General features: G+C 59.2%; 18 protein-coding genes and 2 pseudogenes. 9 read left to right on the plus strand and 11 right to left on the minus strand.

Features of this window, described 5'->3' with window-relative positions; all coding sequences use genetic code 11:
• Nucleotides 1-138 precede the first annotated feature (138 nt).
• On the plus strand, nucleotides 139-465 hold the full coding sequence (locus K3F49_RS24300) for a hypothetical protein (protein WP_234683478.1): 327 nt from the start codon (nucleotides 139-141) through the stop codon (nucleotides 463-465).
• A 13-nt stretch (nucleotides 466-478) separates the two neighbouring features.
• Here K3F49_RS24300 and K3F49_RS24305 read toward each other — a convergent pair whose 3' ends face one another.
• Both K3F49_RS24305 and K3F49_RS24310 read right to left on the minus strand, forming a co-directional pair.
• Nucleotides 479-1,318, minus strand: coding sequence for a hypothetical protein (locus K3F49_RS24305; protein ID WP_234683479.1), 840 nt, complete (start codon nucleotides 1,316-1,318; stop codon nucleotides 479-481).
• A 165-nt stretch (nucleotides 1,319-1,483) separates the two neighbouring features.
• A complete protein-coding gene (locus tag K3F49_RS24310) occupies nucleotides 1,484-1,879 on the minus strand; it encodes a hypothetical protein (protein ID WP_234683480.1) in 396 nt (131 codons plus the stop codon).
• On the opposite strand from K3F49_RS24310, the gene K3F49_RS39235 reads away from it, so the two are divergent.
• Nucleotides 1,879-2,007, plus strand: a complete 129-nt coding sequence (locus K3F49_RS39235; RefSeq protein ID WP_276575420.1) for a hypothetical protein — start codon at nucleotides 1,879-1,881, stop codon at nucleotides 2,005-2,007. The genes K3F49_RS24310 and K3F49_RS39235 overlap by 1 nt on opposite strands.
• A 45-nt stretch (nucleotides 2,008-2,052) precedes the next feature.
• Here the strand turns inward: K3F49_RS39235 and K3F49_RS24315 are convergent, their stop codons facing one another.
• The 3 genes from K3F49_RS24315 to K3F49_RS24325 all read right to left on the minus strand — a co-directional run bounded on the left by K3F49_RS24315 (nucleotide 2,053) and on the right by K3F49_RS24325 (nucleotide 5,941).
• Entirely contained in the window at nucleotides 2,053-3,096 is a 1,044-nt protein-coding gene (locus K3F49_RS24315; protein WP_234683481.1) for a GSU2403 family nucleotidyltransferase fold protein, read from the minus strand.
• Between the two features lie 139 nt (nucleotides 3,097-3,235).
• Complete coding sequence (locus tag K3F49_RS24320; protein ID WP_234683482.1) at nucleotides 3,236-3,469, minus strand: hypothetical protein; 234 nt, start codon at nucleotides 3,467-3,469, stop codon at nucleotides 3,236-3,238.
• Between the two features lie 99 nt (nucleotides 3,470-3,568).
• Nucleotides 3,569-5,941, minus strand: coding sequence for a hybrid sensor histidine kinase/response regulator (locus K3F49_RS24325; protein ID WP_234683483.1), 2,373 nt, complete (start codon nucleotides 5,939-5,941; stop codon nucleotides 3,569-3,571).
• A gap of 239 nt (nucleotides 5,942-6,180) precedes the next feature.
• Here K3F49_RS24325 and K3F49_RS24330 point away from each other — a divergent pair, with 239 nt between their 5' ends.
• The 3 genes from K3F49_RS24330 (at nucleotide 6,181) to K3F49_RS24335 (ending at nucleotide 7,161) form a co-directional block, all read left to right on the plus strand.
• Nucleotides 6,181-6,336, plus strand: a complete 156-nt coding sequence (locus tag K3F49_RS24330) for a hypothetical protein (protein WP_234683484.1) — start codon at nucleotides 6,181-6,183, stop codon at nucleotides 6,334-6,336.
• A gap of 50 nt (nucleotides 6,337-6,386) precedes the next feature.
• Nucleotides 6,387-6,812 (plus strand): 2'-5' RNA ligase family protein, encoded by a 426-nt coding sequence (locus K3F49_RS39665; protein WP_452101122.1) that lies wholly within the window; start codon nucleotides 6,387-6,389, stop codon nucleotides 6,810-6,812.
• Nucleotides 6,813-7,005: 193 nt separating this feature from the next.
• Complete coding sequence (locus tag K3F49_RS24335; RefSeq protein WP_234683485.1) at nucleotides 7,006-7,161, plus strand: hypothetical protein; 156 nt, start codon at nucleotides 7,006-7,008, stop codon at nucleotides 7,159-7,161.
• 453 nt (nucleotides 7,162-7,614) lie between these two features.
• Here the strand turns inward: K3F49_RS24335 and K3F49_RS24340 are convergent, their stop codons facing one another.
• Complete coding sequence (locus K3F49_RS24340) at nucleotides 7,615-7,857, minus strand: hypothetical protein (protein ID WP_234683486.1); 243 nt, start codon at nucleotides 7,855-7,857, stop codon at nucleotides 7,615-7,617.
• A 252-nt stretch (nucleotides 7,858-8,109) separates the two neighbouring features.
• Nucleotides 8,110-8,471, minus strand: a pseudogene (locus tag K3F49_RS24345) (IS66 family transposase zinc-finger binding domain-containing protein); the annotation flags it as partial.
• A 496-nt stretch (nucleotides 8,472-8,967) separates the two neighbouring features.
• On the opposite strand from K3F49_RS24345, the gene K3F49_RS24350 reads away from it, so the two are divergent.
• On the plus strand, nucleotides 8,968-9,150 hold the full coding sequence (locus K3F49_RS24350) for a hypothetical protein (RefSeq protein WP_234683487.1): 183 nt from the start codon (nucleotides 8,968-8,970) through the stop codon (nucleotides 9,148-9,150).
• Nucleotides 9,151-9,228: 78 nt separating this feature from the next.
• On the opposite strand, the gene K3F49_RS24355 is transcribed toward K3F49_RS24350, so the two are convergent.
• Complete coding sequence (locus K3F49_RS24355; RefSeq protein WP_234683488.1) at nucleotides 9,229-9,456, minus strand: hypothetical protein; 228 nt, start codon at nucleotides 9,454-9,456, stop codon at nucleotides 9,229-9,231.
• Between the two features lie 754 nt (nucleotides 9,457-10,210).
• Here K3F49_RS24355 and K3F49_RS24360 point away from each other — a divergent pair.
• Together K3F49_RS24360 and K3F49_RS24365 are read left to right on the plus strand one after the other, a co-directional pair.
• The gene (locus tag K3F49_RS24360; protein WP_234683489.1) at nucleotides 10,211-10,600 is read left to right on the plus strand and encodes a hypothetical protein; all 390 of its coding nucleotides are present in this window, start codon (nucleotides 10,211-10,213) and stop codon (nucleotides 10,598-10,600) included.
• Between the two features lie 153 nt (nucleotides 10,601-10,753).
• Nucleotides 10,754-10,999 (plus strand): hypothetical protein, encoded by a 246-nt coding sequence (locus tag K3F49_RS24365; protein WP_234683490.1) that lies wholly within the window; start codon nucleotides 10,754-10,756, stop codon nucleotides 10,997-10,999.
• A gap of 12 nt (nucleotides 11,000-11,011) precedes the next feature.
• Here K3F49_RS24365 and K3F49_RS24370 read toward each other — a convergent pair whose 3' ends face one another.
• Nucleotides 11,012-11,245 carry a hypothetical protein gene (locus tag K3F49_RS24370; protein WP_234683491.1) on the minus strand — a complete coding sequence of 78 codons (234 nt, stop codon included), beginning with the start codon at nucleotides 11,243-11,245 and terminating at the stop codon, nucleotides 11,012-11,014.
• 495 nt (nucleotides 11,246-11,740) lie between these two features.
• Here K3F49_RS24370 and K3F49_RS24380 point away from each other — a divergent pair.
• A pseudogene (locus K3F49_RS24380) lies at nucleotides 11,741-11,883 on the plus strand (IS630 family transposase); the annotation flags it as partial.
• 62 nt (nucleotides 11,884-11,945) lie between these two features.
• Here the strand turns inward: K3F49_RS24380 and mdoH are convergent.
• On the minus strand, nucleotides 11,946-14,072 hold the full coding sequence (mdoH, locus tag K3F49_RS24385) for a glucans biosynthesis glucosyltransferase MdoH (protein ID WP_234683493.1): 2,127 nt from the start codon (nucleotides 14,070-14,072) through the stop codon (nucleotides 11,946-11,948).
• Nucleotides 14,060-15,538, minus strand: coding sequence for a glucan biosynthesis protein G (locus K3F49_RS24390; RefSeq protein ID WP_234683778.1), 1,479 nt, complete (start codon nucleotides 15,536-15,538; stop codon nucleotides 14,060-14,062). Before K3F49_RS24390 ends, mdoH begins: the two co-directional genes overlap by 13 nt.
• Nucleotides 15,539-15,584 lie beyond the last annotated feature (46 nt).

Consider the following 15,584-nt stretch of genomic DNA (forward strand, 5'->3'; position numbering starts at 1 on the left):
AATACATAAGCCAGCTCGGAATAGGAATTTCACGCCAGACAATAGAACGACGCTTCAAGGTCAGAACTGCAACGATGCAAGCCTCAACCTGAAAAGAAAGAGGGACGATGCTAAGCACCTCGCTGATGCGCATACCTCGTGAAGACGCCAGCAATGGGCGCGGATGGAAAATCCTGTATCGAGGATTTGTTCGAACCAGCCGTGCTGAAGACAGTCGTTGATGGGAAGAGATTCAGTCTAGAGAAACAACTCGATACTTCGACCGAGTATGGAAAAATGATCTTTGCCGAACGCGTGGTTCGCCAAGGTGCTGCGACGATCAATTTCGATGGCTTTCAGCCTCTGCTTCGACGCATCGAGGCGGCAATCGATCATTACGTTGCCGAGAAAGCAAAGCGCCCCGCCGTCGCTACAACGACAACCAAGCCAGCCGCGAAACGGTTAGGCGCGGCCAAGACCAATTAGCTCGCAACTGGCATTAGGGCTGGCTCTTTGGGCGGTGTCGCTTCTGATCCTGAGCATGCAAGTCGGCTCTAGTAGTAAAAAACGTATCGTCATCCCCCAAGGTCAGCAGATTAGTGTGGACGGGTAGAAGATTGATCATCTTTGCAAACTGCGAAGGCAGGAGGACGCGGGTTTTCAAATCTTCGAAAGGCGTGGCCTTCGACTTTCGCCGCAAGGAGCCATCGAGCTTGAAATCAATATGCAAGAACGCAAACAGTCCGAACTTTTCTGCGGTGTAGATGTGGTAGGCGTCCAGGCTTTGCTTTTGACCGAATTGTGCAAGCAAGGTTTGATAAACGGGATCGTTACAGGACGCGATGCGGTCAAGTTGAGCTTGCTTAGGGTTGCTTAGATCGAGCTTAAAACCATCGATGCTTTCGAACCTGATGCCGGCAAAAACATTGTGATCGGCATAGCCATATCCTTGAAACCGACCGATTGGTTGCCGGAATTGTTCTGCCTTAAGCTCGGCCGACGTACAGAGCTTTAGATAACCCTTGCGGGCCAAGTGGGCTATCCCAGCGAGGTACTGAACCTCGTTATAGAGTTGCGTATCGTTGCTGGGGGCATGAATAGGTATCTTGGCCAAATAGCCGGTTGGGACCTCGACCTTGCCGCCCCACATCACTGACCCTGTCGAAATCCAACCACCCTCATGTGTAATTCCGTGGGCCAAGACGGAGCTATCCACGAGGATCCGGAGGGGAGACTTCTTCCGCAGAACGAGTTTCGTCGGGAGCACGGACATAGGCAAAAGGGCTTTTGCCAAACGCCGCTTGAATGACCGACTAAGCTTTTCACGAAGGTGTTTCATGCTGGAATCCGACATAAGCTTAGCCGGTCCCTGGGGATCAACGGTAGTCGCTAATCGCGGTCTAGCGGCAGTGTCCACTGCCGAGGAGGATCGAGCGCACCCCTAAGTGTCGCCGCCGTTGAAAATTGCTTTTCGAACATTATCGAGGCCCAACCATCGACCGTATTATGGTAGGGTCGAGCGTGACGTGGCCTTTTTCAGGCGAAGGAAGCGATAGTCCGGCTTTCTTCGCACATTTGGCGGAAGGCTGGCGGTGGCGCCAAGCATAAAGTTCGATATGCGTCCAATATGGCCCACCAACAAGAAGAAGAAGAAAAAGAAGAAGATGTATACGTCCACTATAAGAACGACTCGCTCGGGCTTTAAGAGCGACTCGATTCCGGGCTTTAAGAACGACTCGATTTTGTAAGTCGATGCCCGGTCATCGGAAATCAGCGGCCAAGTCGGCAGCCAAACATTAACGCCGCGAAGATTTCGCCGTAGGTAGCGTAAACGGTTTTGCGGTGATCGCAATCGATTTTGATCGTTCTCCGGCGCCAGCAGCCGCTGGGCTGCCAACAATGCCGGTGGTCCATCGCGATGCCGATGCTGGTGCTGAGGGTGATGATGACGGTGATGATGCCGCCACAATGATGGTCGGCATGCCGATGAGCAGCAGCATCATGCTGATCATCATCATGGTCCGCTGATGATCGGCGCTGGATATGCCGACCCTGGTCTTTTGAGCCTGACTATTACGCCCGGGCCGCGGTGTCTTTCCTAACGAAAAGCGGCTCCGCGCTGTCTACCACTTCTTTCGGAAGCATCCTTAGCTGTTCTGCGTCGAACGCCAGGTGAGTGAGATAGTTCGCGACCAGAGCCCCGACAGCTTCCGCCTGCGCTGCATCGCGTTGTCGCTTAAGCGGCTCCCTGTCCGCACGCCGGGATAGCCAAAGCTTATGTGCGGCCCAGACCCGCGGGTCTGGAGCGACGATGCGGACAGGTTCGCCCTTCTCGTCGATCGCGGTTGCCTCGAAAGCTGGCGAATTCTGCAGCCAATCGAGCGCTTCGATTTGAACGGCAGTCAGGTCTTCGGGGTCGGAGCCAATTTTATCCGGCGCCTTCCTCCAGGGAGGGCTCTGCATAGGCTTGATCAGATCGACGAGATAGCCGTCCCGGTTTACGGCGCGGAACGTCTGCTTCGTGCGCTCAAAGCTGGTATCGACACGTTGGAGTATCTTTAGCAGCGAAGACTCGGAAACGTCCTCGTCCGCCACAAACATAAGGCCGCCGCGCGCGTCGAACAGAAGATCGATGTCTTCCGTCGTGGTCAAGCCAGGATCGATTCTGACGCCGGAGGAAGCCTCATAGGCATAGATCGCGTTCGTTCCGAGAATCCGAATGCCGGAACCTAACATCCCGAAGCCGTCGAGAGCGCGCATGATGCGGGCACCGATCAGAGGCACGCGACCCAAGCCGAGGGCGCGATTGACCGCGGCTTGACGGTCCATGGTCTCGCGCAAGTTCTTCAGTCGGTTTTCCGCCGCTGCTCGCTTAGCCTCGAAGTCGGCCTTCATCTTTTCGGTGTCGGCGGAACGCGGGCCCAGCGAGCTTTGCTTTCGGAGGCCCGCTTTATCGTAGTAGCTCCGGATGAGGTATTCGTGGCCTTTTGACGCTACCCAGGTCAGGGAACCGCGATGAGCGTCATATGCCTCCTTGGCGTCTCGCAAGGCTTGGAAGCGCTGCTGGCTATTGACCACCTCGCGGCGCTGATCATTGTTAAGCTCTTGAAAATCCATGGTTTCAACACCTCGATCAGTTTTAGGGTCGTTCTGTTAAAACCATATTTATCATTCTAAATCAAAGGCTTCAACAGTTCCACCTCGTATGAGGCAAAACTGTTGAAACCAGGAACTTTCCCAATTCGCATCCGCCTTGCTACCCGAACCACCGGTCCAGCTCCACGTAGTGGAGCCGAACACCGTCGACATCGATAAACTTACCCCGAGGCGGATTCTCGCGTTCCGTCTTCCGCGCCAGTTGCCGGTTCACCAGCGCCGTCGCCGCCAGCAAGGCGGCTCCCCCGGCAACCGCCGCGATGGCGGGCCGATGCCGGAGCACGGACGTGAAATCGAGCAAAAGCGATGACGAACGCGGGCGCGAGAGAGTCATGTGTCGTGCCTCGGGATGGTCCTCACGATGACCTGGCCAGCGCGGCATGGAGCGGATCGAACCCCCATCGCTCCGCTACGTTCCTGCCGCGCTTGCCCTCTAGGCCGACTTTTTCACCTTCAAGGCGCTCTCTAATCCTTGTCGCAGGGAGTCCGGGGTATACGGCTTCACGACAAGCACTGCGCCCAATAGTGCCGCCTCAGATCGGACGCCGCTGTCTCCGGTCGCCAGAACAAGACAAAGATCCGGCCGCTGTGCGCGCGCGTCCTTTGCCAGTTGCAGGCCAGACACGCCGGGAAGGCCGACGTCCGTGAGAAGGATCGTCACCGCAACTTCGTCCAGAACCTTCAAAGCCTCATGCGCCGTGCCGGCTTCTCGAACATGGCACCCGAGGTCGCTCAGCATCTCTGTTGTCGTCAAGCGGATCAGTTCGTCGTCTTCGACGAGCAGCACGGTCGCCCCTTTCACCGCGTCTTCGTCGGCTGGCGGAGGTGATTTTGGAGCCGCGACGCGCCGTTGAGCGTGATTGGCCAGCACATGCCTGACCTTTCGGGCAAGCGCCTCCCGCGTGTAAGGCTTTGCCAAAAGTTCTACTCCTGGATCGAGCCGGCCACCGTGCACGATGGCGTTCTGCGTGTAACCGGACGTGAAGAGGACAGCAACGTTGGGAAGCCGTTCCTTGGCTTTGCGCGCCAACTCCGGGCTGCGCAGCGTGCCTGGCATCATCACGTCGGTGAAGATCAAATCGATCGGTATACCGCTATCGACGATCGCGAGCGCGGCAACCGCATCTCTCGCCTTGACGACGCGGTAACCAAGCTCGGTAAGCATGGAGACCGCGACCTCACGTACTTCGTCATCATCCTCGACGACAAGCACGGTTTCTTCGCCGCCTTTGATTTCGCCGGAGGTGGCGCTAACGAGCTTGTCCTCAATCGCCATCTCTCGCGGAAGGTAAAGCTTCACTGTCGTTCCAGCGCCGACCTCGCTGTATATTTTGACGTGGCCGCCCGATTGTTTGAGAAAACCGTAGACCATGGCGAGCCCCAAGCCTGTCCCCTTGTCCTCCGCTTTGGTGGTAAAGAAGGGCTCATAGACCCGCTCCAGAATGTCTGGCGGGATGCCGGCGCCCGTGTCGGTAACCGCGATCATCACATACTGTCCGGCAGCCAGATCGTCGTACTGGCGCACGTATTCGTCGTCGAGAAACGCGTTGCTCGTTTCGATCGTCAACCGACCCTCGCCATCCATCGCATCTCGCGCATTGATCGCCAGGTTCAGAATCGCATTTTCGAGCTGATCCGGATCGACTAGGCTGTTCCACAGCCCGCCGCCGACCACCGTTTCCACTTCGATCTCTCCTCCCAGCGCACGACGCAGCAGATCGTCCATGCCTTTGATCATACGGCCGACGTTGACCACGCGCGGCTCCAGCGGCTGCCGTCTCGCGAAGGCAAGCAATTGAGACGCAAGTTTTGAACCGCGGGTGACACCAGCCAATGCGCTTTGCACCCGCGTCTCGGCTCGCGCATTGCCCGCGATGTCTTTGCTAAGCAGCTGCAGATTCCCGCTGATGACCTGCAGCAAGTTATTAAAATCGTGGGCGATGCCGCCGGTGAGTTGCCCAATGGCCTCGAGCTTCTGAGAGCGGAGCATCGTCGCTTGCGCTGCGCGGAGGGCAACTTCGGCCTCACGCCGCTCAGTAATATCCCGCGTTACCTTGGCGAATCCGACCAGCTTGCCGTTGTCGTCCCGGATCGCGTCGATGACGACATGCGCCCAGAATGGTGTGCCATCCTTTCGAACCCTTTGACCTTCGTGCTCCCACCGACCTTTCCGTGCCGCGGTCTCCAGGCCAGTTCGTGGAAGACCCGCGGCGCGATCCGCTTCCGTATAGAAATTGGAAAAATGGCGACCGATGATCTCTTCCGGGGTGTACCCCTTGATGTGCTGCGCGCCGGCGTTCCAGCTGGCGACGTTGCCGTCAACATCTAACATGTAGATGGCATAATCGGTCACGCTCTGCACCAGCAGGCGAAACTGCTCTTCGCTCTCGCGTAATTTTGCCTCGGCCGCTCTTCGTTCGGTCAGATCGCGTGTGATCTTGGCGAACCCGACGAGCTCCCCTTCGGGTGAGCGGATCGCGTCGATGACGACGTGAGCCCAGAACTGCGTGCCGTCCTTGCGCACGCGCCATCCCTCGCGATCGAAACGGCCGGTGCGCTCGGCCTCTTCCAGAGCCAACGCTGGGATTTTTTGCTCCCGCTCGGCGTCCGTGTAGAAGGTCGAAAAATGCCGGCCGATGATCTCTTCCGCTTCATAGCCTTTGAAACGCCTGGCACCCGGATTCCAGCTGGTTACGTGGCCCTCGCGATCGAGCATATAGATCGCATAGTCGGTGATCGCCTCGACAAGGAGGCGGTATCGCCCCTCGCCAGACTGCGAGGCTTCGAACCGATCAGAGGTTTTCATGCGAATCCTATCCCGGTCCCAGCCGGGAGCGGGACCGTCTACGGTAAAACAGTACTTTGTTGATCAGGTTCCATATGACGCGGCTTGCCGATCCCCGATCCGAGCCCCGGCGGGGCCTCTATCTCCGGCCCGATACCGGGCTTACCTGACCCGGGTCGATCCTATTTTGAGAGCCAGGTCACACCTCCCGATGCGATAGTCCGCTAAGTTCAGTGTCGTCCCTGTGAATGAGATCGGACATGGAATGGGCGGCTAAGGCGCTGGCGTGGGCGACCGGTGCGGACGTGGACGTGGAAGAAATCAAGGCCGTCGCGATCTTCTGCGGCGCCGGACTGCTGCTGTCCCTGGGGGTGGCCATGGTCTTCGGCCCGAACGTCTGGGCCGCTCTCCTCTGAGCGAGATCTTCATCCTGACCGCCGAGCTGGATGCCGCGACCTTCGCTTAGCTGGACGGGCTCCGTCGCGACCACTTTCCACGGGAGCGCAATCTTCTACCGGCCCACCTCACGCTATTCCACCGCCTGTCGTCGGCGCAGACGGCCCGTCTGAGCGATTTGGCCGTCCCGGGTGATCCCGTGCCCATCCATAGCCTCCTCCTGCTCGGGTTCGGGGTCGCCGTCCGGATCGGGTCTACCAGGTTCGAGCAACTGCAGGTGGCAGCGCGGGACGTCATGCGCGGCGAATTCTCCCGCCAGGACAGCCAGACATGGCGGCCTCACTTCACGATCCAGAACAAGGTCACGCCGGACGCCGCGCAGCGGCTCCATGGTGACCACCGCGCTCGGACACAGGCCAGCCGGAGTATACTAATCCGCCTCTGCGGTGCGGAAGACGATAATAAAAGACCCCAACTCGGGGTTTGGTGGAGTTGAGGCCAAGTTACTGGACCAGCTAGGCTTACCCTGACTCAGTACGTCAGCATGCACTAAGACAGCCTTGTGCGCGATACAGCGAGCGGCGTACCTCGAAACGGCAGGATGTTCTCTGTCCTTACCCGGCTGAAACTTGCTCGTCGGAGCGTATGGCGCGTCGTCGGGTCGCGTTTATTGACCCGCTGCAATTGCGATGACCATCGGTCTGACCTGTCACCTCGCCCCGCGCCTGCGCCGCATCGTATTCATCCACGAGCCGGCGTTTTGCCTCGATATCAAGCGCGTCGGCCTGCGCGCTAACGTCCTCGCCGTTTGCCGCGCGTCATCTGATCGCTGGACCATCGGGTGAAGCTAGAAGAGGAACGCCACCCCGGCGAAAGTATTGCGACGCCACACCAAGCGGCAAGCGAAGCTCGTTCGAAATTCGTCGAAGGATAGGTCGAAGTCAGTCGACGGGATCGGCGCATCTTCTAGCAGTATTCCGGCGCCGAAAACTGAAAGGTCTCTCATTGCGCAGGGCGTGACTGTTGCACCGCCTGAGAGCGAAAGCATGACTATCTGGTCGACCGTCTTGCGTGTGACGCGTCGCCGCTCAACACTCGCCCATTCAGACACCTTCGGCCTCCGAGGTTGCCAGCATGACAGGGCGGGGCCGCCGACCGAGAGGGCGGCGACCCCTCGCCGCGAAGGCGCCGGTACGCGAAACAAAGACGACTTCGCGACTGCATCCAGCTTCGGCTCCACAGTCCGCGAGCGCAATGAATTATGATCGTTAGCGTTACTTGGTTTGCTTAGAGACAGCTCACTTGGCTGCCGGCTTGCGCGAGGTGATCGCTTCGACCTTCTTCAGCGTCTCAAGAAACTGAGATCGTAGACGTTGTTCGTGCTCAGCATCGTGCGGCTCTGAGAGGAACGCAATCTTGACGAGGAAGTGGTTCAATAGCGACGCGATCCGAAGATCGTCCGAGCATTGAGAACGCAAGGTCGTGAGTTGCCGACGCATCTCAATGAGATCGACAGTTTCGCGGTCTGATTGGCTCTTCAAATTGAACTCGCGCGAGAAGCCTACAATTAAACGAAGCCGCCGCGTCGAATATGATGGCGCAGCGGCTTCGCCACTGGGGACCCGGACTAAGGGCAATGTCCGGTGGCGAGGAGCCTATCGCGCGCCGGTTCCGATGCAATCGAAGACGCTGGTTAAGCTTGATGTCTCCGCGAAAGGTTAAATGCGGAACAGGCGCGTTGCCTTAAATCGAGCCGACGCGATCAAGATCAGAGCCAAACACCTTTGGCATGGATCGGCAGCGAAGACATGGCTCCGGATTGCGTCGACCAGCGGCATCAGGGTTGCCGCTGCTGCGCCCACCCAGTCTGCGAGCGTCGACACATCGAGGTCGATGCCTTCGCGCGGATAGACGTCGCTCTGACGATTGAGCGGCAGGTGCAGGCCGTACTTGGCGAACAAGACATGGGGAAGGAGAACGTCCACGCGCGATCGGGTGCGAGGGGTTGGGTGATCGCTTCGCAGGCCCGGCAGACGAACTTCTCGCGCACGTGCTGGATCACCTTCCACTGGCGCGGAATGAGCTCCAGCATCTCGGTCACGTCCTCGCCGATCTTGCGCAATCGGTTGTCGCCGCAGCATGGGCAGATCGCAGGCACCGGATAGGGGATGTGGAGAACCGTCGGTTTAGATCGGTTTGAATTCGGCATCAGCTATCAACGCGGCAGTTCGGCGATGGCTTGACGAAGCGTGATTTCGATGCACCGAGCGCAAATCAATTCGCCATGACCGGACGGTGGCGCAAGAACGACTAGCACTTCTGGCGCAAACTCTTCTCTGCAGTGGTCGCAGCGGATGTGTTCGGACATGCGGCTCTTTGCTCACGCGCGTGCGGCGGAATTCGGTAACCAACACGCGTGCAAATAAGAGGCCCGGCGCTGGTTTTGTTGGAGAAACGGCGTGCCCTATATCATTCGCCAGTCTACCGCGTGTTCTGTTCACTAGTGAACAAATCGCGCAGACGCCTGTTAGCTCAGTATTCCCCGGTACGGCCCCACCACCTAAAGGGTAGTCCCGGTTCGCGTTCGGGCGCCCCTAAGTTGAATTGACGCCCGTAGGTTTCCTAGTTGAAACTGCAGAGAGGGGACTACGATGCAGGACATGTTGGCCCGGCTTGAAAAGTTGCGCACCGACGCAGCTGAGTGCGCCCTGATCCGCGATCTTGCAACTGATCCGGCTAAGCGCGCGCTATTCGACCGGCTCGCCAGCCACCTAACGAGTCTGGCCGATCAGGTTGAGATGGCTATGCAAGAGCGGAAGAACGGCACCAAGTAAGGCCGCGCTTGCGCGCTGAGCATGAAGGCGCAGAACGACTGGCGTTCCGGTCTGGTCGTTATCTGGGGCAGATCGATCCTAGTCCGCCAAGCTGTAAACGGATTGAAGCCTTTTCTCAATCGCCGCCAGCCGCCGCGTGCCATCCCCTTGCATGTAGTGCCTGCTTCTAGCCTCCACGACGACACGCCAGTCAGTTCTCTTGCGACCGGAAACGATCGCAATGCCAACTGGGCTCATGCCGTCCTGTCTCAACTCTTCAAGAATAATCCAGCTCAAATCAGTTCCGGAAATAGGCTTCCTGGCCATAGGTTCTCCTCAAACCCTGCCAGAGCCTACCTAGGCGCGCTCCCGGCGCAAGCCCCGGCCGTCGGCATGGGTCAACGAACGGTTGCGGGTCGAAAATGCCCAAACCTGGCTCCTCCGTCCAAAGAGGCCCCCGGCCCCAACGGAGGGGATGAGGCCGGGACCAGTCATTCCCATCTTCCATAACTCGGTTGGGCACCCGAGCACCAAAATAAGAATCCATGCCAGTGAGAGTTCCGAAAAACAGCAATGTCTAATCTGCTGACAGCGCCGAACGAGACGCTATTGCCGCAGTCGTGGCAGGAGATGAGTTCTGTCCGGACCATTTGAGGATTATCTATCGTACGTCTTCCCGCCGGTGCTAAACTCATAGAGCATACTCGAATAGGGCAAGCGAGCGATTATAGTGGCCTCTTTTCCCACCTGACCAAACACAGCTACGCGGCATGGCAGGTTTACACCTCCCATTTTGCGAGCACAGATTGCGTCGGCACTATCGATGAAATTTACGTTCATAAGCCGAGTGATGAAAATTGTTCGGCCGTCAGGTATTGCGCCAATAGGCTGAATGGCAAAAATCGTAACGAATTGCGTTGCGAAGACTGCTGCAACTGACACGCCGGCTACCTGCAACCAGCCTTTCATGATGAGCCTCCCCAGCCCATCGCCACCATAGGGCGAGCTTCCGACCGCTGCAAGGTGCCCTTGATCGGTCCGACCGGTTGGGTTCTGATGCGAAGCGCTGGGGGAGCGTTAAATGTCAATCATAATAGGATGGCTGATACTATCGGCCGTTGTCTCGGTCGCGGCATCATCGCGCGGTCGAAACGGCGCTTGGTGGTTTGTAATCGCAGTCATTACGTCGCCGTTGATCGCGGTTCTTTTTGTATTCGGGCTGCCAAACCTGAGGCATGAAGAATTACTATCCAAGCTGGCCAACCGAGAGCCCGAGCGCCCTCTAAGGAGAATTGGCGGCCACTCTTCGCGCGTGACCGTGGACCGCTCTCCAAAACCGTTCGAGCCTGACGGCGTGCTTGGGGGCGTACCTTATCGTGTAATCGACGATGGATCGATCCACGCCATCATGCAGGGCGCGCTAGTGAAGTTCGCGAGCCTTGAACAGTTCACAAAGGCGGTGGGGAATTAGGGTTTGGCGTCCTTCAGCGCCGATCGCATTAGATTTCGTAACCAACGAGCCCGCGCCGCTGAAGGCACCCCGTCAGAAATGGCGGGGTGTTTTGCTTGCTCTACTTACCCCCTAGCTTTAACACTGAACTCTTGGCTGCCTCAGGGGACTACAGTGAGCAAGGTTCGCGAGTTTATCGACTTCTGGACGGAGAACAGCATTCACGCCGTCGAGCAGTATCGGACTGCCGGTGCGTCGCAGGATGTGGCGGATCTCCGCCGACGTCTTGTCGGGGCTGCCAAGGGACAGGACATTTCGGAAGCCGACTTGCAGGCTGAGATCGGCGAAATCTCTGACTATATTAGAGAACGGCTCAAGGCAGCGAACAGTGCTGAGCGCGAGCGGCGCAGATCGACTTAGGCGTGAGAGGGCTCACTTGTCCAACCTGTGGACATCCCCAGGCTCCAGACTAAGTTCCTCGAAGAGGCGCTGCCGCTCGGGCGTCAGCGGGACATTCATTAATTCCGCAGTCGAACCCTCCGGTGCGGCAGCGAGGACCAATGTCAGAGCCTGGCTGGGCTTTGCAACGGCAACCCAAATCTGCGTCTTGTTGTCGTCGATCGTCACTTCAACAACGGTAAATGCCCCCCCGAAAGACTCGCCCATGTTGTCCACTCCGGCCCCGAACACGAAAGGGAGCTTGGGTCTCAGTCTGGCGGCTTTAGGCCCGGAAAGCGGAGCCACTCGCTAATATGGGAGCCAGTTTCGGCTTGGCGGGCCTTCTCCAACAGGCTCTCTTGCCTCTTGCCCGGCGGAAGCTTCTTCGCTTCCTCGCGCAAGATCTTTGCCTCTTCGTCCAGACGTTCTTCAAGGGATCGGGTGTGTTTGATGCGGCGCCTTTTTAATCCCATGCTGCTCGTTCCCTCATGTGATACCTGCCCAAAAACGAAGATTAAAACATGGGGGAGGCGCAAGGTTCCGGGCCAACGGCCGTTCTATTTTCAGGGTCTCCCGCGTTCGGGCGGCGTCTCGGCCTAGGCCGGCGTCAGAGCGATTGCCTTGAGATATTTTGCCCTAAGCTGCAGCCCGTAAACTCGTCGGTTAACTCCTCTGGGCACTCCACGGCCTTTAGGCGATCTTTGAGGCTGTGCCGAAACGAATAGGCTCCTCTATCTGGCGCCTTATTCGCCAGACCTCAATCCGATCGAAATGGCCTTCGCCAAGCTCAAAGAACGCCCTTCGAAAGGCCGGCCAGATCAATCGAGGCCTTGTTCAACGCTATCGCCGGCGCCATAGACGCATTCTCGGCCCTGAGTTGGCCGCTGCTGTCAGGCTGTTCTCGAACGTCGCATGACGAACCGCGAGTTCATCGCTTTTGCAACACCGCCGACAGCGCGACACCGTTGCCCAAAATCGAAAAAACCTCCCTGGACGAGAGATGCGCAGCGGCCTGCTCGAAGGTATCGCTCGCTTCGACCTTGGCACGACCGACGACCAGGTTCGCGTCGATCATGTCAGGCCGAACGGCCCGAGCAGGCGGCAACTGGGCAATGTGAAAGGCCAACAGCGCGGGATCTTCGCGCAGCTCCAGCATGGCGGGCCTGATATCCGCATTCGCCGACGTGCTCAGTTCGTTCGCCCGACGCAGGACCGGTGGCGCCGCTCTTTCTTCGGGGGTGGCGAATTGCCCGCCGAACGCGGGCAAGGAGGTCAGAGCGCCCAAGGGAACAGCGAACAGCAGGCCGATGATTACGGGGGACATCCAGAGCAGAAGCGGAAGCGAGACGGCATACGCGCTTGCTGCCATCGCGACGCCGCACAAGGTTGGAATGCCGTATTTCCGGTAGAGCTCGCGGCGCTCTACCGTGCCGTCATCGCGCCTCTGCGTCTGCCACCCCGCATCGCGGCCGGCCAGGATCTCGATGACCGCGATCGACTGAAAGATCATCATCACGGGAGCCAACAACGCCGAGAGGACGATCTCCGCGAAAACCCCGGCCGAGGCACGAAATGCGCCGCCGAATTGCTGTCTCGCCGACCTGCGTGTCCAGACGAGGATCAGGCTGAGCAGTTTCGGCAACAGAAGCATACCCATCGTGGCGCCGAATACCCAGATGGCGAGTACCGGATCCTGGGCCGGCCACGTCGGAAACAAGGAGAAGCCTTTCGGGAAATATTCGGGACGCACGAAGCGGGCCTGCAGCGAGATCAACATTCCCAGCAGCAGGAACAGGAGCCAGAGCGGGGCCGTGAGGTATGCTCCGATGCCCACCATGAAGTGCAGACGCGACACCCAATGCAGTCCGCGCGCGGGAACGACCGCGAGATGCTGGAGATTGCCCTGGCACCAGCGTCGGTCGCGCGCGGCGAAATCGAGCAGCGAAGGCGGCACCTCCTCGTAGCTTCCGCCGAGCGTGGGCAGCATGTAGATGCCCCAGCCGGCCCGTCGCATCAGCGCAGCTTCAACGAAATCGTGGCTGAGGATGTGCCCACCGAACGGCTTGCGCCCGCGCAGCTGCGGCAGCGCGGCCGTTTCGGCAAAGGCCCTCACACGGATGATCGCGTTGTGGCCCCAATAGTTGCCTTCAGAGCCGTGCCACCAGGCGACACCGGCGGCGATCACCGGTCCGTATAGGCGCCCCGCGAATTGCTGAACGCGGCTGAAGAGACTTCTTGCGTTGACAATCATCGGAAGAGTCTGAATGAGCCCGGCGGTCGGATTGGTCTCGATGGCATGGACCAATCGAACGATGGTCTGTCCGCTCATGAGACTGTCGGCGTCGAGTACGATCATGAAGTCGTAAACGCCGCCGAAACGCGTGATCCACTCGGAGATGTTGCCGGATTTCCGCGCCGTGTTGTCTGCACGATGGCGATAGTACAGCCGTGGCGTTCCGACGTCCTGTCGCAACGCGAGAAGTGCCTTTTCCTCCGCCACCCAGATATCCGGATCGGTGCTGTCGCTCAGAATGAACCAGTCGAACAGCTTTCCGTGCGAAGTCGCCTCCAAGGATTCGATGATCGCGCGCAGCCGTGCCGTAAGCCGATGCGGGTCTTCGTTGTATGTCGGAAGCAGCATGGCCGTGCGGCTTGCGATAGGCTGTAGTTCCACGCCGGGCGCCGCCGCGTCCCCGTCCGGATGATGAGCCAGCAGGACAAAGAAGCCTGCCACCGCCGACGCGAACGAAAAGGCGACCCAGGCGAGCAGGACCAGGAAAAGGGTCAGCACCATGGCTTCGAGGACGGTAACGCCGCCGACCTCCAGCACGCGATACATCTCGTAGCCGCCTGCTCCCGTGAGCAGAGCCGTCGCGAGGAGGATGAGACCGCGTCTCCATACCATCGTGGTTGCGATGGGCGCAGGAACACGGTCCGACACCCGCTTCTGCCCCAAATCGCCAGGAGCCATGGGAAGAGGCGACTCGCGCGGCAGCAGGGGTTGGGTCGCGATATCACCGGCCGCGGACCGCGGTGCCGTGCTCAAGGTGCCCATCGATAGACCCAGACTTCGGACAAGGGCTTGTCGCCTTCGGCGAGAAACGCCCGCAGCTCGATCGGCTCACCCTTCAGCTGGCATTGGAAGCTGAGACGCCACCCCCCGGTATAGGGATTGGGCTGTGTGACGATGTTCTTCACCTCGGACTTCTCCACCGTCACAACGCCTTTGACGCCCGCAGCGTCGACTCCTTTGAGGTTCTCGCCGAACAGATCGAGGACGAAGAGACGCGCGTCTTCGCCCCTCGCCCCTATTCCGGTTCGCGTGAACCTGGCGAGCGAGGACGGTTTGGAAGCATCCGGGCCCCAATGCAGGCGATAGGTGAAGTTGTGTTCGCCTTTGGCCTGCAGCGGGCTTTTGGGTCGCCAGAAAGCGGCGATGTTGTCGTGAACCTCCTCCTTGGTCGGAATCTCGAACAGCACCACGGCGCCCTCGCCCCAGTCCCCGATCGGCTCCATCCAGAGACTGGGGCGCTTTTCGAAGCTCGATTCGATGTCCTGATAGGCGAAGAAGTTTCTCTCCCGCTGCATCAAGCCGAAGCCGCGCGGATTGAGATCCTGAAAGGTGCTGATCTGGAGGTCGCGGGGATTGCTGAGCGGCCGCCACAGGCTTTCGCCCTTGCCGTTGAAGATCGCAAGTCCGTCGGAATCGTGGACGGACGGGCGGAAATCGTCGATGTCGTTGCGGTCGTTCGGACCGTAGAAGAACATGCTGGTCATCGGCGCGAGGCCGGCTCGCTGCATTTCGACGCGCGGGTATACCGACATTTCGACGTCGAACACCGTCGTGTCTCCGGGGCGTACGGTGAACCGGTAGCTCGCCGCGCAGCTTTTGCTGTCGAGCAGGGCGTGGATCACCAGCGAGGTCGCACCCGGCGCGGGCCGCTCGAGCCAGAAGGACTTGAAGAGCGGAAATTCCTCGCCCTTGGCTTCGCCCGTATCGATCGAGAGCCCCCGGGCGGAAAGCCCGTACGTCTGCCCCTTGGCGACGGCGCGGAAGTAGCTCGCGCCCAGGAAGACGCAGACCTCGTCATAGTAGTCGGCGCGGTTCATCGGCGCGTGTATGCGGAAGCCCGCGAAGCCGAGATCGGCGTCCTCGAACGCCGGGACCTTCTCGCCGAAGGAAAAGTCCGCCTTGCGATACTTGAGTTCGTTGGCCTTTCCCTCCGCGACCTCGAAAATGTTCACCCTGTTCTTGTAGAAGAAGCCGCGGTGGAAGAACTGCGCTTCGAAAGGAAGATTCTTGCCGCGCCACAGCGCGCGCTCCGGCAGAAAGCGGATCGAACGATACTGATCGTAGTCAAGGTCTTTCAAGCCGCCCGGCAGCTTCTCGTCCGGAGCCTCGTACGGTTTGGCCGCCAAAGCCCGTGCCAAGTCCCTTACGGTGGACGAGGCGAACACGTCGTCCGACGGGGCTGCGGCAGCAAAACCGCTCCGCGGAGCGACCAGAAGCGCCGACAGCACCGCCGACCCTTGAACAAGCTGGCGTCGATTCACGTGCTCTCCTACT

Source organism: Bradyrhizobium monzae, from assembly GCF_021458635.1.
In the GTDB taxonomy this organism is placed as follows: Bacteria; Pseudomonadota; Alphaproteobacteria; order Rhizobiales; family Xanthobacteraceae; genus Bradyrhizobium.

What these genes read in the sequence shown, in the direction of transcription:
- K3F49_RS24305 (WP_234683479.1), bottom strand. Translation starts at nt 1,318, where the DNA reads ATGAAACACCTTCGTGAAAAGCTTAGTCGGTCATTCAAGCGGCGTTTG.
- K3F49_RS39235 (WP_276575420.1), top strand. Translation starts at nt 1,879, where the DNA reads ATGCCGGTGGTCCATCGCGATGCCGATGCTGGTGCTGAGGGTGATGAT.
- K3F49_RS24315 (WP_234683481.1), bottom strand. Translation starts at nt 3,096, where the DNA reads ATGGATTTTCAAGAGCTTAACAATGATCAGCGCCGCGAGGTGGTCAAT.
- K3F49_RS24320 (WP_234683482.1), bottom strand. Translation starts at nt 3,469, where the DNA reads ATGACTCTCTCGCGCCCGCGTTCGTCATCGCTTTTGCTCGATTTCACG.
- K3F49_RS24325 (WP_234683483.1), bottom strand. Translation starts at nt 5,941, where the DNA reads ATGAAAACCTCTGATCGGTTCGAAGCCTCGCAGTCTGGCGAGGGGCGA.
- K3F49_RS24330 (WP_234683484.1), top strand. Translation starts at nt 6,181, where the DNA reads ATGGAATGGGCGGCTAAGGCGCTGGCGTGGGCGACCGGTGCGGACGTG.
- K3F49_RS24335 (WP_234683485.1), top strand. Translation starts at nt 7,006, where the DNA reads ATGACCATCGGTCTGACCTGTCACCTCGCCCCGCGCCTGCGCCGCATC.
- K3F49_RS24350 (WP_234683487.1), top strand. Translation starts at nt 8,968, where the DNA reads ATGCAGGACATGTTGGCCCGGCTTGAAAAGTTGCGCACCGACGCAGCT.
- K3F49_RS24355 (WP_234683488.1), bottom strand. Translation starts at nt 9,456, where the DNA reads ATGGCCAGGAAGCCTATTTCCGGAACTGATTTGAGCTGGATTATTCTT.
- K3F49_RS24360 (WP_234683489.1), top strand. Translation starts at nt 10,211, where the DNA reads ATGTCAATCATAATAGGATGGCTGATACTATCGGCCGTTGTCTCGGTC.
- K3F49_RS24370 (WP_234683491.1), bottom strand. Translation starts at nt 11,245, where the DNA reads ATGGGCGAGTCTTTCGGGGGGGCATTTACCGTTGTTGAAGTGACGATC.
- mdoH (WP_234683493.1), bottom strand. Translation starts at nt 14,072, where the DNA reads ATGGGCACCTTGAGCACGGCACCGCGGTCCGCGGCCGGTGATATCGCG.